We start from the raw sequence: 25,217 nt of genomic DNA, 5'->3' as shown, positions 1-25,217 counted from the left end.
CCCGCATAACGGTGGCAGTCCGTGGAGCGCCGGATGCGATGAGAGTTGCACGTCCGGTGCGGAGGGCGGGCCGGGGAAACGGGCCAGGAGCAATCCTGGAACCGCGCCCCGGTCCGACCCCTACATCGTTGGTGCGCAGCAGCGGTCGGCGGTGGCGACGCTGGTGGAACGAAAGATGCGTCTAACGCTACTGATTCGACTGCCGGATGGACATTCTGCACAGCATGTCGGGGATGCCCTGATCGAAACTTTTAATCAGCTGCCGGTGAAACTACGACGCACGTTGACCTGGGATCAGGGCAACGAGATGTTTCAGCACGAGCGTATCGAGGCTGAAACAGGGCTCAAGATTTACTTCGCCGACCCGCACTCACCGTGGCAGCGCGGAAGCAACGAGAACACTAATGGCCTTGTGCGCCAGTACTTGCCGAAGGGAACGGACCTCAGCGCTTGGGACGATGGCCAACTCCAGCGGATTGCCGATGAACTCAATGACCGCCCTCGACTATGCCTCAAGGACAGCACTCCGACCGAACTTCTGCGACGATGGGAACGTCAGTACACACTCCACTGATTCGCAACGATGACTGGAATCCGCCGGGTGTACGCCGCGGTGTTCATCGACGCCCTGCACGTCAAGATCCGTGACGGCCAGGTCGGTCCCAGGCCGATCTACGCGGCCATCGGGGTGGATCTGGCCGGTCACCGCGATGTGCTCGGTATGTGGGCAGGTGAGGGCGACGGCGAATCGGCCAAGTACTGGCTGTCGGTGCTGACCGAACTCAAGAACCGGGGCGTGGCCGACATCTTCTTCCTGGTTTGTGACGGACTCAAAGGTCTGCCGCAATCAGTCGGGGCGGCGTTCCCCGACACCGTCGTGCAGACGTGTGTCATCCACCTGATTCGCGGGACATTCCGTTACGCCGGGCGCCACCATCGTGATGCGATCGCCAAGGCCATCAAGCCGATCTACACCGCGGTCAACGCCGAGGCCGCCGCGGCGGCGCTGGATGCGTTCGAAGCTGAATGGGGACAGCGCTATCCAGCGGCAATTCGGTTGTGGCGCAACGCTTGGAGTGAGTTCATCCCGTTCCTGGACTACGACACCGAGATAAGGAAGGTGATCTGTTCGACCAACGCCATCGAATCCTTGAACGCCCGCTATCGCCGTGCGATCCGGGCTCGCGGGCATTTTCCGACCGAGCAGGCCGCCTTGAAATGCCTATACTTGGTCACCCGGTCCCTGGACCCGACCGGGACTGGCCAGAAGCGGTGGACGATGCGCTGGAAACCAGCACTGAATGCCTTCGCGATCACCTTCGCCGACCGCATGCCGGGAAGCGAAACTGCCTAACAGAAGACGCCGCTTACACCGTTAATCCCAATGTCAGGATGATCGGGTGGATTGGTTCGCTCGACCGTTTATTTCCGCCTGCGTGGCTTTTGTCCGTATTGCGGCCAGTCCACCCTTGAGGACCGGCCGATCTGGCTTAAGAGGAGCGTGGCGTCGCCCCTATTGGGATATGCCGACCGACCGGTCCGTGCCACTCAACGATGGAGGGACACGATTCCATGATGGTCATTGGCATCGATGCGCACAAGCGGACCCACACTGCGGTCATCGTCGACGAAAATGGTCGACAATTATGCGCGAAAACTGTTGGCACCACGACACAAGATCACTTGCGTCTGGTGAAGTGGGCGTCTGGCGTCGGTGTCAAGCGCCAGTGGGCGATCGAAGACTGTCGGCACATGACCCGCCGGCTGGAACGGGACCTAATCGCTGCCGGGGAATCGGTGGTCCGAGTGCCGCCAAAGCTGATGGCCCATACCCGCGACTCGGCGCGCACCTACGGTAAGTCTGATCCCATCGATGCTCTGGCCGTGGCCCGAGCGGCGCTGCGTGAGCCGGATCTGCCCGTTGCCCGCCTCGACGGAATCGAGCGAGAGTTGCGGCTGCTGGTGGATCATCGCGAAGAACTCGTTGACGAACGGACCAGTATCATTTCCCGGCTGCGCTGGCATTTGCATGAACTGGACCCGGGATGGACCGCACCGGCCAAAATGGAGCGTACCAGGGCTTTTGACGCGGTAGCGACCCATTTGCAGGACTGCGGCGATCAGACCGTGGTGCGTCGGCTGGCGCTACGGCTCATTGAACACCTACGGATGCTGACCACCGAGATCGACGAACTCGAAACCGAGATCAGCGAGCGGGTCAGCACCGTTGCTCCGTCGCTACTGGCGATCGTCGGCTGCGGTGCACTTACCGCGGCCAAGATCGTGGGCGAGACCGCCCAAGTGCATCGATTTCGATCCAAAGATGCGTTTGCCCGGCTCAACGGTACCGCGCCGCTACCGGTATGGTCATCGAACAAACATCGACACCGATTGTCGCGCAGTGGAAATCGTCAACTCAACGCTGCTCTACATCGCATTGCGATGACCCAGGCACGAATGCACCCACCGGCGCGCGAACTCCTTGCTCGTCGCAAACTTAAAGGCGACGGCGGTATGGAAGCCCTCCGCGTCCTCAAACGGCGGTTATCTGATGTCGTCTACCGGGCCATGCTCAACGACCAAAGCCAGCCAGCTTTGACCGCCGCTTGACAGAGGAGCTAGGGACAGTCGGAAAGTCCCCGCTGATCAGACTGGGCCCGGCTGCGTCAGCTTGAACGGACAGTCCCCGCTGATCAGACTGGGCCCGGCTGCGTCAGCTTGAACCGTCCTGGTCTGGATGGAGACCTCGGTTAAGCCACCTCGGCGATTGAGGTGACGGTCTCACGGTAGCGGGCCTCGTAGTCGACTGGTGAGAGATAGCCGAATGCGGAGTGCAGGCGAGCGGTGTTGTACCAATGCACCCAGCCGACTGTAAACAATCTGATGGCTGCGTACAGCTAGCGCTTGCTGCGTACATCACTCGGGGTGAGATCGGGTGTGGCGAAAAATGATTGAATCGCGACGGCTTGAATGTGGACCCCGGTTGTCATGTTTCGCTCGCCCGTCACCTCATGGAGTCAGCCACCCAGTGATCGGCACACGCCAAGGTCGGCTGTCAACACCGCGATCGCCGGAAACCTTCGGCGCCACGGACCCGATGTCTTCCGGCCTGCCCAACGGCGCCATTCAAAATCCGAAACATTGGGTGCTAGACGTGGCTTGCGCAACCGGATAGTGTGACCCACGTCCCACTCAATAGGAATGCATGCCGTCGAGTGGGATGTCTCCATCGAGGAAGCCGTGAGCCAAGGCCGCTGCGAAGCCGTGAACCAAGGCCGCAGCGGCGGCTTATCCGCCCGCCGCTGACACCATCCACCCGGAGCGAGCTACATGTCACTCAACATAAGAAACAGCAACCGCACACCGCGTAGTTCTGCGCCTAGCCAGAGCCGGCGAGCGGTGCTGGCGGGCTGGGCCGGAAGCACGCTCGAGTACTACGACATGTTCATTTACGCAGCGGCCGCCGCACTGGTATTCGACCGTGTCTTCTGGTCATCTGCAGGTGATCTTTCGTTGTTGGTATCGCTAGCGACGATAGGCGTTCAATGGGTTGTCAGGCCCTTCGGGGCCCTTTTGTGGGGGCATTACGGCGACAGATTGTCGCGCAAACAGGTGCTGGTATTGACCCTAATCCTGATGGGGGTCGCCACTTTCTGCATGGGCTTGATCCCGTCTTACGCCTCGATCGGAGTGGCGGCTCCAATATTACTCACTCTGACGTTGGTGCTCAGGGGTTTATCCGTTGCCGGCGAGAAGGCCGGAGCAGCAACTCTCGTGGTCGAGGCATCGGACAACAAAAACAGGGCCGTGAACTCTAGTTGGATTGAGACAGGAGCGCTCTGTGGGTTTATTCTCGCTACGCTGATCTTTATTCCGGTCGCTGCGCTGCCCGAAGACATACTTTTCACATGGGGATGGCGAATTCCGTTCCTCCTGAGCTTCGTCTTGGTGGTCTTCGCTCTGGTAATCCGCGTCAAACTAGAAGATCCAGAAGTCTTCAAAGAACAAAGAAAGAAGTCAGAGGTGTCGCCGGCTTCTAAGAGCTCGCCGCTGCTGACGCTCTTCAAAGAGTACAAGCTTCCGATACTTCAGGTGACCGCCCTCTCGATGTTTCAGGGGACCCATCAAATGGTCACGGTGTTCGGACTAGCATATGCCACGTCGTTTGCGGGCATTCCGAGAACGACAATGCTGACGACACTCCTAATAGTCAGCGTGATCTCGCTGATTACCCTGCCACTCGGTGGTTGGATGGCCGATAAGTGGGGGCGCAAGCGCATTTTTGCCGGAGGTGCCATTATTTGCGCTTCCGCATTCTTCCTGTTCGCATGGGCCATCTTCCTCGGTAATACGTTGTGGATCGTCGTTACGGCTATTCTCATCTACAGTATTGGCTACAGCGTCGGAAATGGCAGCACCATGGCACTGTTCGCAGAACAGTTCCCAGTTCAGGTGCGCTACAGCGGTGTTGCGATCAGTTTGCAACTCGCCGGCTTGGTATATGGCTTCGCACCATCAATTGCCTTGTTCCTGCTTCGAGACGATCCGGCCCGGTGGCCTTACGCGGCCATGGTGCAGGTGGCGCTATGCGTGGCGGCCCTCATCGCATGCTGGACTGTCAAAGAAACCGCGTGGACGCCTATTGCGGAGATCGCAAGAGAAAAACGCAAAACAAGATCCCGCAAAACGGTGAGGCAACTCAAACCCACGCGATAACCGCAATCATTCCTGAATTTTCATTCATTCTCGAAGGGTAAACATTGAACGAGCTGGATCGGATCACGGGCCAGTCAGACGAACAGATCCGCAGTGCACTACAAGCGGGTGACCTGCCGATCTTGATGGCGATTGTTGTCCAACTGACGGGCGACCAAAAGTTCATCAGTGAGCGCTATCAGGAGTTGGCTCGCTCTATCAGAGCGGCTCAACGGGACGGCTCTGAGCAGGTGATCGAGCGCGAAGTCAGCAAGGAGATCGTAGACGCGGCGTTCGCCGCCGTTCGTGCCATTCGAGATATCCGCCCCCCCAGCCTTCCGGGACTATCGGACGAGGTCCTCCGCGGGATCGGAGACCTGGCGACCGGTGACCACCTCGACCCGACTTATGCGCGGAAGCTTCACGAAGATCTGGGCCTCGGCACCAGAAGAGGCCCTCTGTCCTACGATGCTCGCGATCGGCAGCCGCGAGTCATGATCATCGGTGCAGGAATGTCCGGCCTCAATATGGCCATGAACCTGGCGGAACTCGGCTTCGATTTCAGTGTTGTCGAGAAGAATCCGGACGTCGGTGGCGTTTGGTTCGACAACATCTATCCCGAAGCGGGCGTCGATACGCGGCCCAATATTTACGATTGGTCAAAGCGGCCAAACCCTCAGTGGACTCGACATGACGTGAAACGTCGGGAGCTCTTGGAATATATTTCCAATCACGCATCGTCATCGGGCATCCGCGACCGGATTCGCTTCAATACCGAAGTTCGACGTCTAGTTTTCGACGCCAACGAAAGTTCCTGGAAAGCCGAACTTCACGGCAGTGACGGGGCGGTCGAAGAGGCGGTTGCCGACGTCGTTATCGCCGCCGTAGGTAACCTAAACCGTCCGAAGTATCCGGACATTCGCAACATGAGCGAATTTTCTGGTCCGGCTTTTCACACCGCACGGTGGCGCACTGACGTCGACCTACGTGGTAAGCGGGTAGCGCTGATAGGCAATGGCTCCAGCGGCGTTCAAGTGGCTCGCAGCATTGCTGGTAGTGCGGCGTACATGACGGTTTTCCAGCGATCACCGGCGTGGATTGAGGAGCGGAAAACACGCTTCGCAGCGCCGATCACCGAAAACTCGAACTGGTTGATGAGGCACATGCCGTATTACCTGAAGTGGTACCGCTTCGTTTTGGAGTGGGAGTTTGGGGATCGAGTGCACCCCGCGATACTCAAAGACCCGTCGTGGCAGGGAAATGGCGTCAGTGCGGCCAATGAGGCAAAGCGTGCAGAACTGACTGAATACATCAGAACTCAGGTGCGCGCAAGGCCCGAGCTTGCCGACAAATTGATACCGGACTATCCGCCATTTGCGAAACGCATGGTGGTCGACAATGACTGGTACAAGACGCTATCGCGACCCAATGTCGAGCTGGTGACCGACCAAATCAGCTACGCAACAAAAGAAGGTCTGGTGACTACGACGGGAGAATTGCACGAACTGGACGTCATCGTGTTTGCAACTGGGTTCCAGAACAATCGTTATATGTACCCGATCGAAGTGCATGGACGCGCGGGCGTGAGGCCGGAGCAACTATACGGCGCTGACGACGATGTCCGTGCGTATCTCGGAATGGCAGTCCCTGGATTCCCAAATTTGTTCACCATCCAAGGTCCCAACTCGGCTGCGGGTTTCGGGGGATCGGCGACGTACATCAGTGAATGCCAGAGCCATTACATCGCGGAATGCCTCAAGATCATGTCCGAACAAAACATCTTGACCATGGAATGCCGCACCGACGTGTGCGCTGCGTACAACGAGCTGGTGGACAAGGGCCTCAGTCGTACGGTCTGGACCACGGAAGGCGTGGGCAGCCGCTACAAGAACCGAACTGGTCGGGTGGTGTCGAATCATCACTGGACGTTGCAGCAGTTCTGGGAGAAGACCCGGCGGCCCGATATGAGCGCCTACGACGTCATCCACCGCCATGACGTACCGACGAATCGCAGACCAGTGCGTTCAGCGGCTGATCCGTCTCAACCCGAGGTCGCGCAGTTGCCATCCGCGAGCATGGCCATCTCCCCGAGCGGAAGTGGGCCGAATGATTGAGGTGACCCCGACATCTGAAGCGCCGAAAAGGGCACTGCCGCAGCAGAATCCGCGGCAGACCATGGAAAGTCTGGAAAGCAAAGGGGCGACGGTTGCCGAAGCGCTCAGGCTTTGGGCATCGGTCCAGCCGCGCGAGGACTTTCTTCTCGACGGTGTCCGCTCTACCTGGTACACGTTCGACGATGTCGAGACATTGACAAATCGCTTCGCGCACAACCTGGTAGAGCTGGGCATCGGCAAGGGCGACCGAGTAGTTGTCTTCGCTACCGGTGCCGTGATGACCTTCCTATCCATGATCGGCATATGGAAAGCCGGCGCCGTATTTTGCCCGGTGAACTTTCGTTATGGTGACGCACTACTTGGCCGGCATCTAGATGATCTGCGGCCGGCGGCCATCATTTATGAACGCCAATTGGCCGAAACTGTGTGCACGGCTGCATCGGCAATTTACTGCGACGCCCTACATATCGTTCAAGACGAAGCGGTTGATGGGCGGGCGAGCTCCCGCCAGGGCAGAACTGGAACGGATTATGAATCCTGGGAAGCGCTCGCCACGATCGGGCGTAGCGACGAGATCAATGTCGGCATATCGCCGTATGACATAGCTAATATCATATACACATCGGGAACAACGGGGGCGGCCAAAGGCGTCATTCATACGCACCGATGGATCAACCACCATAGTGTTCGTGGTGGCCGAGTGCTACTCACCCGCGATGACGTGATGTACAACGATCTTCCGATGTATCACGTCGGTGGCGCGATGGCCGCCGGGGCCGGAGCCCTGTGGGCGGGCTCACGGCTTGCATTGTGGGACAAATTCAGTCCGCGAGATTTTTGGAATCGGATCCAGAAAAGCGGAGCCACTTTTGCCCACTTGGTAGACATCATGGCGCCGTGGTTGATGAAACAGACGCCGAGCGCCGAAGATCGCAAGAACACGCTGAACAAACTTGCGCTGGCGCCTATCCCCGTAAATCATCAGCAATTTGCGCAGAGGTTCGGCATCGACTTCATCTACACGTCACTCGGCCAGACCGAAAGCGGTGTTATCTGCAACGGGGTCGTGGAAGAAGTCGCCGAGGGCCAGGGGACCCCGCTCGAGATGTACAAGGGGTACTCGCACAGCGAGATGGAGGCGGTCTGCCGCGAATACGCATTCGGTTGGGTTTCTGCAGGTCAAACCGTCAGATCTGGATACCTGGGTGTGGCGGGTCCGCTCGTCGAGGCCGCCGTTTTGGACGAGCACGATGAGGAGGTCGGTCCCGGGGTGCCCGGCGAACTCGTCGTTCGTCCTCGCGTTCCGGCGATCCTCTTCCAGGGCTACGCCAACAAAGACGAAGCTACCGTCAAAGCGTTCCGGAATTTGTGGTACCACACAGGCGATGTAGTCGAACGGGACGCGGCGGGATCATTCTACTTCGTCGCGAGGGCGAGTGAACGAATCCGCCATAACGGCGAAAATGTCTCGTCTGCTGATCTCGAGGCCCTTCTTGAAAAGCACGAACTGGTCGAGCATGCGGCAGTTTTCGGTATACGACGGGAATTGGGAAATGATGACATCTGCGCGTACCTCATCCTCAAGAAGGAAGCGGCCGACCCAACCGAGGAATTGCGTACGTGGATCGAGATGTCTGTTCCGCGCTTCATGTGGCCAGAGCATATTCGCGTAGTCAGCGAATTTCCAGTCACACCAACCAACAAGGTGGAGAAACATGTGCTCCGACAGCAACTTCTGAGCGAATTGGCGCACGCCGTTCCCGACACACAATGAGCCGATTCGCACCAAGATCTTGTTTAATCGCACCGAGCCGAAGAGGGTGGCCGAATGCCTTGCGTTGACTTTCTCTATAGGAGTTGTCTATGCCGACATATCGGGATCGGGCTAGGCACGAGAACTGCGGGCTGGCAAAGTCAATAACGCTCGGATAGAGATCGCGCGAATGTGTTCGACGACAGCATCCGAGTCATTTCGGAATCCCGAGGAATGCGAACGGAGGAGATGGACATGACCTTCTCTACAATGTGCCGGCCGTCCGTCGAATCAACGGATGCGGATCGGCGAAGTGACCATGCCTGAGCAAGTTTCAGGCCTTCATCGGCCAGGTCGTGACGCAACCCTGAAGCCGCTGGTGCGGGTGACGGTTGACGGTCGGGTAGCGACCGTCCTACTCGACGATCCAGAGCGGCGTAATCCGTTGTCCACGAAGATGGTTGAACAGCTCCACGCTGCGGTGGCAGGTGTGGCGCAAAACCCCGAGGTGCGTAGCGTCGTCATCACAGGTGCAGGACCCGCTTTCTGCGCCGGCGGTGATGTCAAGAAGATGCAGAGGTCCTCGGGCGCGGGCGATGCCAACCGTGCTCGTGACCTGCGACTTGCCTCAGCCGTGGTGATGGGTCTACGGGCATTGCGTCAGCCACTGATTGCAGCGGTGAATGGGGCCGCCGCTGGCGCGGGCCTCAGCCTGGCGCTCTTGGCCGACTTTCGGATTGCCTCGCGTGAAGCCGTTTTCGACCTTGCCTTCGTGAAGCGAGGGCTGATGCCGGATTGGGGTATCACCCACCTTCTTCCCCGGGTCGTCGGCCATCGGCTGGCGCTTCAGTGGGCGCTTCGGGGAACAACTCTGACAGCTGATGAGGCCTTGGCGACTGGGTTAGTCGACGAACTGCACAGTCGGTCGGAGGTGCTTGATCGCGCACAGTCGCTGGCAGGTGAATTGGCGAAGCACGCGCCGTTGGCCGTGGCCCGGACTCGGCATGCCATGCAATCGGCGGCCCTTCCGAAACTTGAGAGCGCGTTGGCGACTGAAGCGATAGGGCAACTGGCGCTTTACGAGACGAGTGATCACCGGGAGGGCGTGGCCTCGTTTCTCGAGAAGCGGGCGCCGCGGTTCACCGGCACTTGATACCCCACTCGTCCCATGGGTTGAAGTATCCAATCTCGTCTGACAGGAGGGTTCACCGATGAAGCCGCACGCCGGGAAGGTTGCAGTTGTCACTGGAGGAGCACAGGGCATCGGGGCCGCCACAGCGCGTCGACTGTCGAAGTCCGGAGCAATCGTTGGCGTGGTCGATTTGGACGGTGCACGTGCCCAACAGGTGGCCGAGTCGCTCGAAACCGACGCCATCGGCCTGCAATGCGATGTGCGGGATCGGCGTCAAGTCGACTCGGTAGTTGATGCCATTGTCGACAAGTACGGCCACCTCGACATTCTTATCAACAACGCAGGCATCACTCGCGACGCGCTCGTTTTCAAGATGTCCGACGATGACTGGAACGACGTGATCGGAACCCACCTCACTGGTGGCTTCTTCTTCGCGCGCGCCGCGCAACGCCACATGGTGACGCAGCGCTACGGCCGCATTGTGTTCTTGTCCTCCGGGTCAGCACTTGGAAACCGTGGGCAGACGAACTATTCGGCCGCAAAGGCGGGCGTGCAAGGTATGACTAGAACTCTTGCAATCGAGTTGGGTCCCTTTGGTGTCACCGTCAATGCAGTAGCGCCAGGCTTCGTAGACACGGAGATGACGCGAGCGATGGTCGAACGCACCGAACAGTCCTGGGACGATCTGGTGCGATCTGCGTCGGAACGGGCAGCGGTCCGGCGGATTGGACAGCCTGACGACATCGCCAATGCAATCGCCTTTCTGGCGAGTGATGAGGCCAGTTTCATCACCGGTCAGACGCTGTACGTCACGGGACGTCCCACGGTATGACCGCGATTGGCGACAGCACGTCGACGAGATCGCGTCGAGATGAACGACTGCAATCGAATTCTGGGAACGGAGGATGCGCATGGAAGAAGCCGTGATCGTTGGCGCTGTGCGGAGCCCTATCGGTCGAGCTCACAAGGGAGCACTGGTCGATGTCCGGGGCGACGAGATGCTCGCACAGGTCTTGAGAGCATTGCTGAAGCAGGTTCCAGAATTCGATGTGGCGCAGATCGACGACGTGATCTGCGGGACCGTTCATCAGATCGGCGAGACATTCGGCAATATCGCCCGGGTCGCTAGCATTCTGGCGGGCTTTCCGGAGACGATTCCCGGAACAACTGTCGACCGCAAGTGCGGGTCGAGCCTGCAGGCGATCCGAATGGCGTGCCATGCGGTTCGAGCAGGAGAGGGCAAGGCGTTCATCGCGGCGGGTGTGGAAAAGGTCTCTCGTCCCAACATGGAGAACTATCCACCGCCGTTCGGGCCCAATGGGTTGAACCCGCGACTGGACGGCACGGATGCAGATCTGCCGAACTTGTTCATCCCCATGGGTCAGACCGCTGAAAACGTCGCCAACAAGTTCGATGTATCTCGTGATGACCAAGACGCCTTCGCCAAGCTGAGTCAGGATCGTGCCGTCCGTGCGCAGGACAACGGGTTCTTCGATCGCGAGATCGTGCCTATTGTCCGGGAGGACGGCTCAGTGGTTGCCGTAGACGACAGTCCGCGCCGTGGCACCACGATGGAGGGTTTGTCCAAACTGCGGCCGGCATTCGTGGAGAACGGGTCCGTCACGGCAGGCAATTCGTGCCCCCTCAACGATGGTGCGGCAGCGGTACTGGTGATGTCCGCCTCGTATGCCGAAGAACTCGGCATCGCGCCGATGGTGCGATTCGTAGGATCTGCAGTCAGCGGTCTAGCGCCCGAGATCATGGGCGTCGGACCAATAGAAGCAGTACGTAAAGTGCTGAAACACAACAGGATGACGATATCGGACGTCGACGTTGTGGAACTGAACGAGGCGTTCGCCTCACAGGTTCTCGCTGTTAGTCGTGAACTCGGTATCGATGTGCTCAACCAGTTGAACCCGAACGGCGGCGCCATCGCACTCGGCCACCCATTCGGTATGACAGGTGCCCGGATCATGACCACATTGATCAACGACCTGAGGTCCACAGACAGGGCGATCGGTCTAGAAACGATGTGCTGTGGGGGCGGTATGGGCATCGCGATGCTGGTAGAGCGCCTCACCTGATAACCGGTCAGACCTGATGGACTCCGAAAGGCGGAACATCTATGAGTGCAGTACTTTTCGACGTAGCAGGTTGCGTGGGGATCATTACCCTGAACCGGCCAGAGAAGCGAAATGCCGTCAACCAAGAAGTCGCAGAGGGTGTAGAGGCCTACTTGGATGACATCGAACAGCGGAGTGACATTTTCGCAGCGGTGCTGGCAGGTAACGGGCCCGTTTTCAGTGCAGGCGCGGACCTGAACGAAGTCTCTGCGGGCAACGGCGATGCGTTACACACCGAGCGGGGCGGATTCGCAGGCATAGTCCAGCGCGACCGCACCAAACCGATCATCGCGGCGGTAGAGGGACCGGCATTGGCGGGCGGGTGCGAAATCGTGTTGGCCTGCGATCTCACGGTGGCAAGTGAAAGAGCGTCGTTCGGGTTGCCGGAGGTCAAGCGGGCGCTGGTCGCCGGTGGCGGCGGGATGATTCGGTTGCCGAGGATTCTGCCGCCGGCCGTTGCTATGGAGATGGTGCTCACCGGGGACCCAATGCGGGCGCAGCGTGCCTACGAACTGGGCATGGTCAACCATCTTGTTTCGCCCGGCCAGACAATCGATCAGGCGATGTACCTGGCGGAGAGAATCAGCGAGAACGGTCCACTGGCTGTCGCTAAATCGCGCCAGGTTGTGCTGGCAAGCGTTCAGTCCTCCGAGAGTGTTTTGTGGCAGCTAAGTGATGAGGCACGCCGACAGATCATGGCCTCGGAAGATTTCAAGGAGGGACCGCGCGCTTTCCTCGAACGGCGTGCACCGGTGTGGAAGGGGTGTTGAGAGTTCGCATCGACCGGCACCGGCCGATCATCTCCCAAGCGCGTACCAACGTAACGACACACGACAACTAGTAGATCACTGGAGACGGTAAGTGGATTTCAAACACAGCGACCAATCACTTGCTCTGCAGGAGCAGGCCCGCGCGTTTCTTGACGAGTATGTTTATCCCGCAGAGGACACACTTTCTGCCCAAGCTGCTGAGAACCGCGCCGCGGGTCAGCCATTCAAGACGCCCGCCGTACTTCCGGAACTCCGCGCTGAAGCCCGGCGTCGTGGCTTGTGGAATCTGTTCATGCCCGATGACCGGTTCGGCCCCGGTCTGTCCGCACTTGACTACGCTCCGATCGCCGAAATGACGGGCGGGACTGTGGAACTCCTCGGAGCACAGGCGATGAACTGTGCGCCGCCGGACACCGGCAACATGGAGCTGCTTGCGCTGTTCGGTACGGACGAACAGCAGAAGCGCTGGCTGCAGCCGCTTCTCGACGCCGAGATCCGTTCATGCTTCTCGATGACGGAGCCCGCGGTTGCGTCATCGGACGCTACCAACATTGCGCTCACGATCACCCGCGACGGCGATGAGTACGTGGTGAACGGCCGTAAGTGGTGGTCCAGCGGCGCAATGCGTCCTGAGTGCGAGGTGGCGATCGTGCTGGGTGTAAGTGACCCTAATGCGGAAGCGCATTCACGACACACAATGGTTATCGTCCCGCTTGACACCCCCGGTGTCACCGTGGAGCGGTCGACGTCGGTGTTCGGATACGACGACTTCAACAAGGGAGGACACGGCCAGATCCACTTCGAGAATGCCCGCGTGCCCTTGTCGAACGTCCTGGGCCCGGAAGGTGCTGGATTCGCCGTCGCACAGGCACGTCTCGGACCCGGGCGTGTACACCATTGCATGCGTACTGTCGGAATGGCCGAGCGGGCGCTCGAACTCATGTGTGCACGAGTGCTCACCCGTAAGACGTTCGGATCGCCGTTAGCCAGTCAGGGTGTGATTCGGGAATGGATCGCCGAATCCCGGATTCAGATTGAACAGTCGAGACTGCTGATCTTGAAAGCTGCCTGGATGATCGACAACGTCGGCGTCAAAGCTGCTCGCACGGAGATCGCCGCAATAAAGGTGGCAGCGCCAAGGGCGGCACTGTACGTGATCGACCGGGCTATCCAAGCGCATGGTGCCGCGGGTGTTTCGGCCGATACACCGCTTGCCGAAGCGTGGGCCAAGATGCGAATACTGCAAATCGCGGACGGACCGGACGAGGTCCACAAGCGGTCGATCGGGAAGCAGATTCTCCGTGAGTACGAGAAGAAGCACCCTGCGTGAACCGGGTCAAGCGGCCCGGCGGTAGCCGCCTTCGCTTCGAGTCGTCAGTCCTGAAAGGAGAATCGCCATGAGGTGGGGCATCACTCTGCCGATTCGCGGAGTACCGCTTCCGGCACATGCCGACCTTGTTCGCGCTCTACCCGGGTTTGGTTATACCGATGTGTGGTCGGCAGAGACGTCGGGCAGTGATGCCTTCACCCCCTTGGCCTTGGCGGCCGCATGGGAGCCGACGCTACGTCTCGGTACCGCAATCGTTCCTGTCTACACTCGCGGGCCGGCTCTTATCGCCATGTCAGCGTCTGCCATGGCATCGGCTGCTCCCGGTCGGTTTGTGCTTGGTCTGGGGGCTTCCAGCCCGGCCATTGTGGAGGGTTGGAACGGCATACCTTATGAAGAGCCGTTCAAACGGAGTCGCGATGTACTCCGAGTGGTCAAGTCGGCGCTACGTGGAGAGCGTGTCGACGGAGCCTTCGAAACTCTGGTGATGAAGCGCTTCAAACTCGAGCAGCCGCCCGACCCGGCCCCGCCGATATTCCTCGCGGCGCTCCGGGCCAAAATGTTGAGGCTGGCTGGACGGGAGGCGGACGGCGTCATACTCAACTGGCTTTCGGCGGCAGACGTGCCACAGTGCCTTGATGCGGTCGAGAATCCGAGCACGGAGGTCGTCGCGCGGATTTTCGTATGCCCGACCGAGGATGCGGAGTATGCACGTTCTGTCGCACGGACGATGATCTCCACGTACTTGAATGTCCCGGCCTACGCCGCATTTCAGGATTGGTTAGGTCACGGCGAGGAGTTGGCGGCGATGCGCTCGGAGTGGTCCAAGCGTGACCGCGCCGCGTCAGCCGCGGCGATCCCCGAGAGTGTCGTCGACTCACTTATCTTGCACGGTAGTCCGGAGGCGTGTGTGGACAAGATCAACGAGTACGTCGAGGCGGGTGTCACGACACCCGTTATTGCACTGACCGGCATCGCTGGAATGACCGATCAGAAGCAGCTAGTTGACACTATTCGACGCCTGGCGCCGACATTCTGAGACCTACTGCGGCAAGGGGAGATTTGATGGCAAGATCGTGGGAAGAAGCGATCGCCGAGGTCGAGGTACAGCGCGAGAACAATCGCAAGATGGGCGGCGCGGCGGCGATCCAGAAGCTCCATGAACGTGGCAAGCTCACCCCCCGCGAACGCATCGCAAAGCTCTTGGACCCAATGTCCTTTCACGAGATCGGTGGACTTGCAGAGGGGATCATTCGGGTTAGTGGTCGGGAGGACCGGCCGGCCGCCGGTGATGCGGTGGTATGTGGGTGGGGACGAGTCGACGGGCGGCAGGTGTTCGTTGTCGCCGACGATGGCAGCGTGACCGCGGGCGCGCGTGGGCCGGCCGGGATGCGGAAAGCGGAATACATCGTCAATCGGGCGCGGAAACGTAATCGTCCCTGCGTGCTTCTCCTTGAATCGTCTGCGCTGCGGATGCAAGAGCAAATGGGCGCTCGCTTCGCCGACATGACTCCGTTTGGTGGGTTCTGGGACCGTGCGGGGAAGGTACCGGTCATCTGCGGAGTCATGGGTACTGCGTTGGGCGCCGCATCCTTTCGCACAATGAACGCAGATTTCTCCACGATGACCTTGGGCACCGCCTCGATGATGCTCGCTGGCCCGCCGATGGTGGCTAAGGGGACAGGCGAAGACATCACTGTGCATGAGCTCGGGGGCGCTGCCATACATGCTTCCAAGACCGGGTTTGTCGACTATGTCGCAGCAGACGAGACGGAGAATCTGCAAACGATTCGCACGGTGTTGTCGTACCTGCCCGACAGCTGCGGCTCACTGCCCCCACGAGTGCTGCGCGGCGATCCTCCGGGCCGGGCAGTGCATGAGCTCACAGATATCGTCCCGCTCAATCACCGCAAGCCATACGATATGCACCGGGTCATCGGCGCGATCGTCGACAATGGCGAATTCCTGGAAATACGAGCGCGATTTGCCAAAAACATCGTCGTGGGACTGGCCCGCCTCGATGGTCACAGTGTTGGCATTCTGGCGAATCAGCCAAATCATATGGGTGGCATAGTCGATCCCAAGGGCGCCCGGAAGGCGGTGCGGTTCCTACAGCTGTGCGACGCGTACCACATACCCGTCATCGTGCTGCAGGACCAACCCGGTTTCCTGATCGGCTCACAATCGGAATCCGAAGGTGCGCTGAATGAGGTTGTGCGCTTGATGAACACGATTTCATCGATGTCAACGGCGATGCTCACAGTCACGGTGCGCAAAGCCTATGGATTCTCAATGCAGCTGCTCGGTGGTGGCCGATTTCTGCAGGAACAGGACTTCGTTGGCGCGTGGCCTAGTGCGTCGATCAGCCTGGCCGGTCCGGAGTTGGCGGTTCAAACGCTGCTTGCGCGTGAGGAGAAAAGTGGGCAGCTCGACAGCCAACGGCGGGAACGAATCTACGCCGGTTACCGAGAATTATCGCGCGCACGCCATGCGGCCTACTCCTTCGGAATAGACGAGCTGCTAGCACCGAGTGAGACACGCAAGGTGCTCTGCCGGGTGCTCGAAATGACACGTTGGGGGCCATTCACCGGGAGCCGTGACTGTGGTCGGCACGTGGATCCACCTTAGTGAGACTCACAAGACGGCGACCCGACCAAACTCTGCGTGCATCAACGGAGGACCATGGAGGCAGGAACCAGCCGATGAGAGGCGCAAACCTAGATTCGCGAATCGAATCCATCCTTGGCCAGGAGGCCGGGAAACCGAGCGGTGAGATTCATATCGGACAACTCGGTGGCCTGGACACGGTGTTGGTGGAACCTGACCCGAGCGGGGATGTCCTGGCCCGAGCGTGCAGCGTGGCAGCCAGTCGGCGGTCTGTCCTCGTTATTGCCGGAGACGTACCGGAGCCGGTGAGCATGCTGCTCGATGACGATGCGTTGACGAAGTTTGTTGGACTCTCGGGCGAGATCCTGCGCGTCGCAGTCGGGCCGGCGCCAACGTCGAGCCTGTCAGCGGCAATTCATCGAGCTGCAGAATTCTCCGTCGTCATCGGTACCGAGAATGCGGTTCGACCCGACTCACTCGCCGACGGAGCGTCTGAAGCGGTCCGGTTGGTTGAGAAGTTCCTCAACGTTGCCTCGGGTCGACTCCCCAGCCGTGTGGTCGAGCAGAATTCGTTATCGGTCATCGAGCGCTTGCCTTTTGACGTCGATACTGCATATGACGTGCGTCGCGTGGTACTAGAGGTTCTCGATGACGGGTCACTGCTGGAGTACGGGCAGACGTACGGACCAGAAATCCTGACCGGGCTGGGGCAGGTGGGCGGCCGCACAGTCGGGGTGATCGCGAATGTCCGATCGGCTACGGGCAGCAGGGTTGGTGGTGAAGGCTGGCGGAAGATCGTGAGGCTGCTTGGGGTCTGTCGTGAGACCCGGATGCCGACCCTGGTCCTCGTCGACGTCGACGGCTTCACGATGAGGCCCGATATGGCAATCGTCGACGACCTGGCTCAAGTGGCTGCGCTTTTGCGATCAGATGACGCAAAGTTGGTGGTGCTTATCACGGGTCGCGCGGCAGGGCACGCGGCCGCAGTCGTGGGAACCTTCGATTCATCTGCGCATACGACCGCCTGGCCGAAAGCTGAAATCATTCGATCGGTGCCCAGCGATATCGAATTTGGCTGCACCCCAATGTATTCCGTTAAAAGTTGCGCGGTCAACGGAATCGACGTCGCCCGCCTCGGTGGCCTACTCGACGTCATCCATCCCGATGACACGCGGAGCGTCCTAGTCGAGTCCATTTCGTCGTTGTATGCAGAGTCTGTGCACGAGGAGCGTTATGCGTCAACCAGTCGAGGGTGAGACGACAGCGGAATGGACCAATCTGCTCGGCGAGTTCGACGCAGATGTCGCTGGATCGGAAATGGATACCGCCATCCGCAGGACGCTTACGCAACTGTTCGATCCCAACACCATGTTCGAAATCGGTCGCCTTGCGCGACGCAGTCAACGGCCCGACGATCCGGCGGCTGCGATGGACTCGCAATGGGTCGGACCGAAGTCTGGCGACGGTGTGATCGCGGGGTGGGGCACCATTGCCGGAGTACCAGTGTTCTTCGCCGCTGACGATGCAGCGGTCGATGATTGGAAGCGGGGGCCGATCGGCCTCGCGAAGAGCCGACGCGTGCGAGGCCATGCTGAGCGTCACCGCCAGACTCTCCTGACGTGGTACGGGAGCCCGTCCGCAGAAGTCGACAACCTAGAACCCTGGCCTCAGAGCTTGGGATCATCGGGCGGCGAACGAGAACTGGCCTGGTCACACGACACTCGGCATCTCGTACCCCATATCAGCGTTGTGCATCGGCCCTTGGCCGGGATGGCTGCAGTAGAAGCGGTGTCTGCTCATGTTGTGGTGCTGGCAAGCCCCGACGTTACGCTGACGTTCGGTGACGATGTAGTCAGTTCTGATCAACTCATCCGGAACGGATTCGTGGACTACATAGCCTCGGATCTTGACCATGCTGCCGCTGTGATTCGCATGCTGCTCGAAACTGCCGCTTTACCGACAGTGCCTGTCGTTTCGGCGTCAGTCGCCCCACGCGCGAGCTACGCATGGGCTGACATTCATGTTTCGCAAGCCGTTAGCCGAATCATCGATGCCGACCGCGAGTTCCCGCTCAAGCCAATGTTTGCCATGGGCGTCCGTGCGAGTCTGGCACGGGTCGAAGGTCAGGCAATCGGAATCGTGGGCCTGGCCGGACCGATTGACGACAATGAATGCCGCAAGTACGCACATGCCATCCGCGTCTATGAGTGCCTCGGGCTTCCCGCCGTCCACGTGTTGTCTGACGTCGTTGTGCCTGCGACTGATGCCGGCGCCGAACTTGTTCATACAATCGCGCGCTCCGGAGGTGGCCGAATAGTCGTGAATATGGGTGCCGCTCGAACATCTGGCGGGACAGGAGTGTTCACGTCGATTGGGCCGCAGGGATCCGGCTGTGACGAACGAGTCGCCGCTCATCTACTGCGAAAGGCGGTCTCCGACGCAGTGCGGCGATGGCTTTTCAGCATGGACAAACACTAGATCCGGGAAGTCGAAAACGGATGGATACAACGAGCATGTTCCTGACATCTCCCACCGGCATAGCGGCATTAGGTATCTGAATCATGTTCAAGAAGGTGCTCATCGCCAATCGGGGTGAGATCGCAAGGCGGGTAATTCGGACACTTCGTAGACTCGGAGTAACGGCGGTCGCGGTGTACTCGGAGGTCGACGCCAAGGCGTTGCACGTTGCCGAAGCCGATCTGGCTATGCCGCTCCCAGGGGGACCAATGGCCTACCTCAACGGGGCAGCGGTCATCGAAGCCGCGCGGGTTGCCGGCGCGCAGGCCATCCACCCCGGGTACGGCTTTCTCTCCGAGAATGCCCGATTTGCCGAGGAAGTGCGTGCGGCAGGTCTGATCTGGATTGGTCCGCCACCAGAATGCATCGACCACATGGGTGACAAGATTAACGCGCGCAATCTGGCGATGTCTGCGGGGGTGCCAGTCGCTCCTGGGACGGAACACCCATTGTTCGATCTTCCGTCGGCGATCAAAGCAGCCGACGATCTCGGTTACCCCGTCATAGTGAAAGCAACTCTGGGTGGCGGTGGCATCGGTATGGGCGTGGCACACAGTGCGGAAGAACTCGGCGCCGTCTTCGATATGGCGGCCAGTCGCGCCGCGCGCGCCTTCAAGTCTCCCGCCATCCTGCTCGAACGTTACTACCCGCGGGCGAGACACATCGAAGTCCAGATACTCGGCTTGGCAGACGGACAGGTTGTGGCGCTCGGAGAGAGAGACTGTAGTGTGCAGCGCCGCCATCAAAAGCTCGTAGAGGAGTCGCCCGCACCCAACTTGAGCGCGGAGTTGCGTTCCAGCATGACCGATGCTGCGGTGCGTGCGGCACGTGCAATCCGATACCAGAATGCGGGGACCGTTGAGTTCCTGCTGGACCCAGCTTCCTCGGAATTCGTGTTCCTCGAGATGAATACTCGGCTCCAAGTCGAGCATCCGGTGACTGAGCTCGTGACCGGTCTCGATCTCGTTGCTGAGCAGCTGTTGGTCGCGTCGGGCGCTGCTCCCGGTTTCGATCCCGCGGAACCACCAAAGCCAGCTGGCCACGCCATTGAGTTTCGTGTCTGTGCAGAGGATCCGCGATCATTTCTGCCCAGCGGCGGACCGATATCGGAGTGGGTTGAACCCGAAGGCCGAAGAATTCGTGTCGATTCGGGATACGCTGCGGGCGACACCGTTACGCCGTACTACGACTCGCTACTGGCGAAGCTCTGCGCCCACGGCTCGACCCGCGCAGAGGCAATCAGCTTGCTGCGAGACGCCGTTGACCAGTTCAAGGTGGTCGGTCTCAGGTGCAACCTGGAGTTCTTCTCCACATTGCTGGCGAATGATGAGTTCTTGAGCGGCTGTCACGACACCGATCTCGTCAGCAGAATGCGCGCGAGCAGCGGCCAGCCGTAACCAATCTGCCTCGCAGGACCCATTGCGGGGTCCTCTATCGAATGGAGTGCATATGAAGGAGGATCGAGGGCCCACGGGAGCACCGCCGGATGTCGTCGGCCCGTATCTCGCTCATGCCTTGCGCGACGAAGCATGGGCGTCGTGCACCGTGACGCTGCTGGCCGGCGGCCGGTCGAATCTCACCTACTTGGTGTCGAGCGCCGCCGGCGAAGTGATACTGCGCCGACCGCCCCTGAGCTTGGTGTTGGCGACCGCGCACGATATGGCGCGTGAGGCCCGAGTGATGCTCGCATTACGTGGCACTGAGGTGCCGGTCCCACAGGTGCTATGCCACGAAAGTGATCCCGCCATCCTTGGTGCCCCGTTCATTGTCATGTCCCGGGTAGAAGGATTCGTCATCCGCGACGAGTTGCCCCCGACGTACAGAGATGAGCCCGCTGCACACGCCGCAGTGGGTACAGCGTTGATCAACACCTTGGCCAGCATTCACCAAGTCGATTGGGACAAAGTGGGTTTGGCCAACCATGGGCGGCCAGCCGGATTCCTCGAAAGGCAGCTCCGAAGGTGGCTGAAACAGTGGAATGCGACACGCGCCGACGACGTTCCCGGGCTCGAAGTGCTCGCTACAGCGCTAGCGGAACGGATGCCGGAGACCACCCGACCAGGTTTGGTGCATGGTGACTACCGAATCGACAATCTGGTCTGGCATCCGGGTCGGGTAGCGGCGGTCGCAGGGGTGCTCGATTGGGAATTGTCAACTATCGGAGACACGTTCATCGATCTCGGCCATCTGCTCGCGTGTTGGACCGAGAGTGACGATGCGATCCCGGGCCTCGGATTTCCCATGCTCACAGCCGAGCCAGGATGTCCTACACGAGCCGAGGTATACGAAATGTACAAGGCGCAGACCGGAATCGGGGAGATCGACATCGGATGGTATGTCGCCTTCGCTGCCTTCCGGATGGCCATCATCCGACTGGGCGTCATGATGAGGGTTGGTGCCGGCGCCATGGTGGACGAGTCGCTCGACATCGCCCAATTTCAAGTACCACCGCTCGTCGACTTGGGGTGGAAGGCACTGGCCGAGGGTGCATTCGCCGCGCGTCGGCGTGGAAACTAGGCGGACGTCATGCAAAGAGCCAGCAGTAGTGAGCGCGTTGGCAGGGCGGTTTTGGATCAGTTCTCGAACATGGGGTAGGTATCGAATGCTTCCTGGATGGACACCTGACTTGCGTGCGTTGGACCTGCTTGTATCAGTTGCGGAATGTGGGACTGTAGCCAAGGCTGCCGCCCAGCATCACATAAGTCAGCCCAGTGCGAGCGTTCGGTTGTCGCGACTGGAGCGACAGCTCCGCGTCAACGTACTGATTCGGTCCAACAAGGGCACCAAGCTGACGCCGGCGGGAGAGGCGGTCGCGTCCTGGGCCCGAAGTGTGATCACCTCAGCTCGTGATCTGACCGACGGCGTTGCGTCATTGCGGCGCGACCAGATGAGCCGCGCTCACATCGCTGCAAGCATGACCATCGGCGAATACATGTTGCCGGGGTGGATGCTCGCAATGAGGCGTGAACATCCCGATATAGAGATCGCAGCCACCGTCGCCAACAGCAGCGAAGTGTGCGATCGGGTGCTGAACGGAAGCGCAGACGTCGGCTTCACAGAGTCACCAGCCGTTCGAGACGAGCTGCAGGCGGTTGCGCTTGGGTGTGATCGGCTCTGCCTGCTCGTTAGTTCCTCGCATCCGTTAGCAAAGCGGGCAGGCCAGTCCATATCGGTGGAGGAGCTCGCAGAGATGCCACTGCTATTACGGGAACATGGATCAGGCACTCGTGAAACCTTTGTCAAGGCAGTCGAGCAAGCGACGGGTACAACGCAAGATTTCCCACATAGCAATGAGATTGGTTCGACATCGACCATTCTAGCTACTGCCCGTGGCGGTGGTGGAGTCGCAGTTGTCAGCTCGCTCGCCGCGGCCGCGGATTTGGCCACCGGTCAGCTGGTTGAACTCCGAGCAGAGCGACTCGACCTCCAGCGCACTCTGAACGCAGTTTGGCTCGGTCGCGAACCGTCGCAATATGCGCGCGAGCTGATTGGACTAGCCCGCGCCATGAGTTTCTCGGGTAAGCGCCCCTAGCGCGAGACGGATTGGTCTGCGGCGAACAACCGTTGGGCCGTGGGGCGACCAAGTCACTCCAGCACGGCCAGAAGATCGCCGACCTGTACAGTCTCACCTTCGCGCACCGCTACCTTCACCACAGTTCCACCAATGCCGGCTGTGGCTGGGATCTCCATCTTCATCGATTCCAGGATCACAAGGGTATCGTCAGGGCCCACCGTTTCGCCCGGCTCTACAACAACTTTGAGAACCGTGGCGAACATCTCGGCGTGTACTTCCAAAGTCGTGCTCCTCCTGGCGAATCGGATGTCTGCGACTATGCCAATCGAATCGTCGGTAATAGCGATAAACCGCAACACGTTTGACTGCGCACGTCTAGACCGTGAGTCGCACGGTAGTGCGTCGTGCGTCCAAAGTCGACACGTGAGAGTTTCAGCATGGACATGGTGCCATCGGAACTCGCTATGGAGGTCGAGACAAGATCTGTATCCGCACCGCGAGAAATCAGTTAGGCTGAAAGCAACTGTTTACACATGCTTCTCGACTCGGCTTGCAATTCGACGAGGGGCCGTCACGAGTATATTGCCGATGGGGCGTAAAGGAATCGCGGAATCCAATGGGCGAGAATCAGGCACGCGGTGGCGTGGCCATGCTGAATCCGATTTATCAGGGCCGAGTTTATCCGCCAACTCCAGAGTACCAAGTGTCGCGAGAGAAGATTCGGGAGTTCGCAGACGCGATCAATGATGGCAATCCTGTGTATCGGGATGCGGCAGCGGCACAGAAGCTCGGATACCCTGATGTCATCGCTCCGCCGACGTTCGCTGCAGTCCTGACGCTGCCCGCGGGTCACCAGGTAACGAAAGATTGTGACTTCATCAGCGATTTTTCTCAAATTGTGCACGGAGAGCAGCGATTTGAGTATGTGCGACCAATATATGCCGGCGACCGCCTGCAAGTAGTCGTCACGGTGGAGTCGGTGCGCCAGGCAGGGCGGAACGGTATCGCGGTGATCCGCTCGGCTGTGAGCACTGTTGACGGTATGGGCGTAGTCGTGTCGTACTCGACGACGATTGTTCGCGGAGGTTCATGATGGCGGTCAAGCCGGGCGACAGACTGCCGGAGCGAGCATACGTGATCACGCGGAGCGACCTCATCCGGTACGCAGGCGCTTCGGGTGACTTCAACCCCCTCCACTGGAATGAGCGGCATTCCAAGTCTGTCGGCCTCCCAGACGTCATAGCGCATGGCATGTACACGATGGCATTAGCAATCCGATCAGTGACCGATTGGCTCGGTGACGCTGGCTCGATTGTGGAGTATGGAGTGCGCTTCTCCAAGCCGGTGCCGGTCGCTGATGGCAATGGAACGACACTCAAGGTAGCCGCAACGGTCGCGGAGATTAGCGCTAACGGATCCGTCATTCTTGATCTGACGGCAAAAGTCGATGGCGACAACGTGCTCACCAAGTGTCGTGTGGTGGCCCGTTTGTGATTCAAGGTGAAGCGTCACATCCTATATGTGACGTGCGCCCGACTTCAGGAAGATGGTTCAGAAGTGTTGCACGACATCTCATTCGATCTGCGCGGCAGGACAGCTATCGTTACCGGAGCGGCTCACGGTATTGGCCGGCAAGTGGCCGCTCAATTGCACGATGCAGGCGCCGCAGTGTATTTCGTGGATCGAGATCGTGACGAGGTTGCCAATGCGGCAGAATCTATCGGTGCGCAATGGATCCAGGTTGATGTGAGTGATAGCGAGTCGGTTGACGCGGCTGTCGCTACAGCTGTGGCGAATACGGGACGCCTGGACATTATTGTGAATAACGCTGGTCTACTGAGAGACCAAGTGTTGTGGAAACTCTCAGATGACGACTGGGACATCGTCCTGGCGGTGCACCTTGGGGGCACTTTCCGCATGACGCGCGCTGCGGTGCCGCACATTCGGAGGCAAAACTATGGCCGGGTGATCAATGTGACTTCCTATTCGGGTCTTCGGGGCAACATCGGCCAGGCGAACTATGCAGCTGCCAAAGCCGGCGTCATCGGATTCACCAAGACCGCGGCGAAGGAACTTGCCCGGTTTGGATGCACCGTTAATGCGATCTCGCCCAACGCAGACACGAGAATGATCGCCGGAATTCCTTCGGAGAAGCGAGACGCGCTCACCGCATCAACCCCGATGGGTCGGTTTGCCGATCCCAGCGAAGGGTCAAGTCCCAGGATGTGGTGTAGTGCTGCGTGATCCGGTGGTTGTTAGGCGGTGAGTGCGGGCATGTCGTCGGCTCCTATTTCGGGGTTGTCGTTGGTGATGGTGGTCAGGCGGCATCGGGCGAGGATGTCGAGGCCGAGGTAGCGGCGGCCTTCGGCCCATTCGTCGTTTTGTTCGGCCAGGACTGCGCCGACGAGGCGGACGATGGCGTCGCGGTTGGGGAAGATCCCGACGGCGTCGGTGCGGCGGCGGATCTCCTTGTTGAGCCGTTCTGCGGGGTTGTTGGACCAGATCTGGGTCCACACGTCCTTGGGAAATGCAGTGAAGGCCAGGATGTCTTCGCGTGCAGCACTGAGGTGTTCGGCCACGGCGGGCAGTTTGTCGGTGACGTAGTCGATGAGCCGCTCGAATTGCGCGGCCACCGCGGGGGCGTCGGGCTGGTCGTAGACGCTGT

At 59.7% G+C, this 25,217-nt stretch carries 23 protein-coding genes and 1 pseudogene; 21 read left to right on the top strand and 3 right to left on the bottom strand.

Annotation, left to right across the window (positions count from 1 at the left end):
- The 3 genes and pseudogenes from ASJ79_RS25210 to ASJ79_RS25200 form a co-directional block, all read left to right on the top strand.
- On the top strand, window positions 1-574 hold a 574-nt coding region (locus tag ASJ79_RS25210), incomplete at its 5' end, for an IS30 family transposase (protein WP_231751027.1).
- A 24-nt stretch (window positions 575-598) separates the two neighbouring features.
- Window positions 599-1,354 (top strand): annotated as a pseudogene (locus tag ASJ79_RS25205) (IS256 family transposase); the annotation flags it as partial.
- A gap of 200 nt (window positions 1,355-1,554) precedes the next feature.
- Entirely contained in the window at window positions 1,555-2,610 is a 1,056-nt protein-coding gene (locus ASJ79_RS25200) for an IS110 family transposase (protein ID WP_197420371.1), read from the top strand.
- Window positions 2,611-2,750: 140 nt separating this feature from the next.
- Here ASJ79_RS25200 and ASJ79_RS32815 read toward each other — a convergent pair whose 3' ends face one another.
- The gene (locus ASJ79_RS32815; RefSeq protein ID WP_369803765.1) at window positions 2,751-2,879 is read right to left on the bottom strand and encodes an IS3 family transposase; all 129 of its coding nucleotides are present in this window, start codon (window positions 2,877-2,879) and stop codon (window positions 2,751-2,753) included.
- A gap of 520 nt (window positions 2,880-3,399) precedes the next feature.
- Here ASJ79_RS32815 and ASJ79_RS25195 point away from each other — a divergent pair.
- The 15 genes from ASJ79_RS25195 to ASJ79_RS31610 all read left to right on the top strand — a co-directional run bounded on the left by ASJ79_RS25195 (window position 3,400) and on the right by ASJ79_RS31610 (window position 22,570).
- A complete protein-coding gene (locus ASJ79_RS25195; RefSeq protein WP_067961359.1) occupies window positions 3,400-4,716 on the top strand; it encodes an MFS transporter in 1,317 nt (438 codons plus the stop codon).
- Between the two features lie 44 nt (window positions 4,717-4,760).
- Entirely contained in the window at window positions 4,761-6,809 is a 2,049-nt protein-coding gene (locus ASJ79_RS25190) for an NAD(P)/FAD-dependent oxidoreductase (protein WP_067961357.1), read from the top strand.
- The gene (locus ASJ79_RS31620) at window positions 6,802-8,583 is read left to right on the top strand and encodes a class I adenylate-forming enzyme family protein (protein ID WP_197420370.1); all 1,782 of its coding nucleotides are present in this window, start codon (window positions 6,802-6,804) and stop codon (window positions 8,581-8,583) included. The genes ASJ79_RS25190 and ASJ79_RS31620 overlap by 8 nt, the downstream gene beginning before the upstream one ends.
- A gap of 277 nt (window positions 8,584-8,860) precedes the next feature.
- Complete coding sequence (locus ASJ79_RS31615; protein ID WP_082754050.1) at window positions 8,861-9,715, top strand: enoyl-CoA hydratase/isomerase family protein; 855 nt, start codon at window positions 8,861-8,863, stop codon at window positions 9,713-9,715.
- Window positions 9,716-9,773: 58 nt separating this feature from the next.
- Window positions 9,774-10,526, top strand: coding sequence for a 3-oxoacyl-ACP reductase FabG (gene fabG / locus ASJ79_RS25175; protein WP_067961351.1), 753 nt, complete (start codon window positions 9,774-9,776; stop codon window positions 10,524-10,526).
- Window positions 10,527-10,605: 79 nt separating this feature from the next.
- Window positions 10,606-11,778, top strand: a complete 1,173-nt coding sequence (locus tag ASJ79_RS25170; RefSeq protein ID WP_067961363.1) for an acetyl-CoA C-acyltransferase — start codon at window positions 10,606-10,608, stop codon at window positions 11,776-11,778.
- A 41-nt stretch (window positions 11,779-11,819) separates the two neighbouring features.
- The gene (locus ASJ79_RS25165; RefSeq protein ID WP_067961349.1) at window positions 11,820-12,587 is read left to right on the top strand and encodes a crotonase/enoyl-CoA hydratase family protein; all 768 of its coding nucleotides are present in this window, start codon (window positions 11,820-11,822) and stop codon (window positions 12,585-12,587) included.
- A gap of 91 nt (window positions 12,588-12,678) precedes the next feature.
- Entirely contained in the window at window positions 12,679-13,917 is a 1,239-nt protein-coding gene (locus ASJ79_RS25160; RefSeq protein ID WP_067961347.1) for an acyl-CoA dehydrogenase family protein, read from the top strand.
- Window positions 13,918-13,984: 67 nt separating this feature from the next.
- Entirely contained in the window at window positions 13,985-14,953 is a 969-nt protein-coding gene (locus ASJ79_RS25155) for an LLM class F420-dependent oxidoreductase (protein WP_067961345.1), read from the top strand.
- Between the two features lie 26 nt (window positions 14,954-14,979).
- Window positions 14,980-16,542: an acyl-CoA carboxylase subunit beta gene (locus ASJ79_RS25150; RefSeq protein ID WP_067961343.1), complete on the top strand. Its 1,563-nt coding sequence runs from the start codon at window positions 14,980-14,982 to the stop codon at window positions 16,540-16,542.
- A gap of 290 nt (window positions 16,543-16,832) precedes the next feature.
- Window positions 16,833-17,777: a carboxyl transferase domain-containing protein gene (locus tag ASJ79_RS25145; RefSeq protein ID WP_197420369.1), complete on the top strand. Its 945-nt coding sequence runs from the start codon at window positions 16,833-16,835 to the stop codon at window positions 17,775-17,777.
- On the top strand, window positions 17,755-18,999 hold the full coding sequence (locus ASJ79_RS32810; RefSeq protein ID WP_197420368.1) for a carboxyl transferase domain-containing protein: 1,245 nt from the start codon (window positions 17,755-17,757) through the stop codon (window positions 18,997-18,999). Before ASJ79_RS25145 ends, ASJ79_RS32810 begins: the two co-directional genes overlap by 23 nt.
- An 83-nt stretch (window positions 19,000-19,082) precedes the next feature.
- On the top strand, window positions 19,083-20,435 hold the full coding sequence (locus ASJ79_RS25130) for an acetyl/propionyl/methylcrotonyl-CoA carboxylase subunit alpha (RefSeq protein ID WP_067961334.1): 1,353 nt from the start codon (window positions 19,083-19,085) through the stop codon (window positions 20,433-20,435).
- Window positions 20,436-20,487: 52 nt separating this feature from the next.
- Window positions 20,488-21,555, top strand: coding sequence for a phosphotransferase family protein (locus ASJ79_RS25125; protein ID WP_067961332.1), 1,068 nt, complete (start codon window positions 20,488-20,490; stop codon window positions 21,553-21,555).
- 85 nt (window positions 21,556-21,640) lie between these two features.
- Window positions 21,641-22,570, top strand: coding sequence for a LysR family transcriptional regulator (locus tag ASJ79_RS31610; protein ID WP_082754048.1), 930 nt, complete (start codon window positions 21,641-21,643; stop codon window positions 22,568-22,570).
- Between the two features lie 53 nt (window positions 22,571-22,623).
- Here the strand turns inward: ASJ79_RS31610 and ASJ79_RS25120 are convergent, their stop codons facing one another.
- Window positions 22,624-22,833 (bottom strand): biotin/lipoyl-binding carrier protein, encoded by a 210-nt coding sequence (locus tag ASJ79_RS25120; protein ID WP_255374769.1) that lies wholly within the window; start codon window positions 22,831-22,833, stop codon window positions 22,624-22,626.
- 335 nt (window positions 22,834-23,168) lie between these two features.
- Here ASJ79_RS25120 and ASJ79_RS31605 point away from each other — a divergent pair, with 335 nt between their 5' ends.
- From ASJ79_RS31605 to ASJ79_RS31600, 3 genes are all read left to right on the top strand, one after another.
- Complete coding sequence (locus ASJ79_RS31605; RefSeq protein ID WP_197420366.1) at window positions 23,169-23,645, top strand: MaoC family dehydratase N-terminal domain-containing protein; 477 nt, start codon at window positions 23,169-23,171, stop codon at window positions 23,643-23,645.
- Complete coding sequence (locus ASJ79_RS25115; protein ID WP_231751024.1) at window positions 23,645-24,046, top strand: MaoC family dehydratase; 402 nt, start codon at window positions 23,645-23,647, stop codon at window positions 24,044-24,046. Before ASJ79_RS31605 ends, ASJ79_RS25115 begins: the two co-directional genes overlap by 1 nt.
- A gap of 66 nt (window positions 24,047-24,112) precedes the next feature.
- Window positions 24,113-24,796, top strand: a complete 684-nt coding sequence (locus ASJ79_RS31600) for an SDR family NAD(P)-dependent oxidoreductase (RefSeq protein ID WP_082754053.1) — start codon at window positions 24,113-24,115, stop codon at window positions 24,794-24,796.
- An 11-nt stretch (window positions 24,797-24,807) separates the two neighbouring features.
- Here ASJ79_RS31600 and ASJ79_RS25110 read toward each other — a convergent pair.
- A partial coding sequence (locus ASJ79_RS25110; RefSeq protein WP_197420365.1) for a transposase occupies window positions 24,808-25,217 on the bottom strand: 410 nt, incomplete at its 5' end.

Source organism: Mycobacterium sp. NAZ190054 (genome assembly GCF_001545925.1).
Lineage (GTDB): Bacteria > Actinomycetota > Actinomycetes > Mycobacteriales > Mycobacteriaceae > Mycobacterium.
Note: the sequence above shows the minus strand (reverse complement) of the source record. Positions and strands in the feature narration are given on the sequence as shown.

Excerpts from the sequence above, each read along its gene's own strand:
- ASJ79_RS25200 (WP_197420371.1), top strand. The coding sequence starts at position 1,555 with ATGGAGGGACACGATTCCATGATGGTCATTGGCATCGATGCGCACAAG.
- ASJ79_RS31620 (WP_197420370.1), top strand. The coding sequence starts at position 6,802 with ATGATTGAGGTGACCCCGACATCTGAAGCGCCGAAAAGGGCACTGCCG.
- ASJ79_RS31615 (WP_082754050.1), top strand. The coding sequence starts at position 8,861 with ATGCGGATCGGCGAAGTGACCATGCCTGAGCAAGTTTCAGGCCTTCAT.
- fabG (WP_067961351.1), top strand. The coding sequence starts at position 9,774 with ATGAAGCCGCACGCCGGGAAGGTTGCAGTTGTCACTGGAGGAGCACAG.
- ASJ79_RS25170 (WP_067961363.1), top strand. The coding sequence starts at position 10,606 with ATGGAAGAAGCCGTGATCGTTGGCGCTGTGCGGAGCCCTATCGGTCGA.
- ASJ79_RS25165 (WP_067961349.1), top strand. The coding sequence starts at position 11,820 with ATGAGTGCAGTACTTTTCGACGTAGCAGGTTGCGTGGGGATCATTACC.
- ASJ79_RS25155 (WP_067961345.1), top strand. The coding sequence starts at position 13,985 with ATGAGGTGGGGCATCACTCTGCCGATTCGCGGAGTACCGCTTCCGGCA.
- ASJ79_RS25150 (WP_067961343.1), top strand. The coding sequence starts at position 14,980 with ATGGCAAGATCGTGGGAAGAAGCGATCGCCGAGGTCGAGGTACAGCGC.
- ASJ79_RS25145 (WP_197420369.1), top strand. The coding sequence starts at position 16,833 with ATGCTGCTCGATGACGATGCGTTGACGAAGTTTGTTGGACTCTCGGGC.
- ASJ79_RS32810 (WP_197420368.1), top strand. The coding sequence starts at position 17,755 with ATGCGTCAACCAGTCGAGGGTGAGACGACAGCGGAATGGACCAATCTG.
- ASJ79_RS25130 (WP_067961334.1), top strand. The coding sequence starts at position 19,083 with ATGTTCAAGAAGGTGCTCATCGCCAATCGGGGTGAGATCGCAAGGCGG.
- ASJ79_RS25125 (WP_067961332.1), top strand. The coding sequence starts at position 20,488 with ATGAAGGAGGATCGAGGGCCCACGGGAGCACCGCCGGATGTCGTCGGC.
- ASJ79_RS31610 (WP_082754048.1), top strand. The coding sequence starts at position 21,641 with ATGCTTCCTGGATGGACACCTGACTTGCGTGCGTTGGACCTGCTTGTA.
- ASJ79_RS31605 (WP_197420366.1), top strand. The coding sequence starts at position 23,169 with ATGGGCGAGAATCAGGCACGCGGTGGCGTGGCCATGCTGAATCCGATT.
- ASJ79_RS25115 (WP_231751024.1), top strand. The coding sequence starts at position 23,645 with ATGGCGGTCAAGCCGGGCGACAGACTGCCGGAGCGAGCATACGTGATC.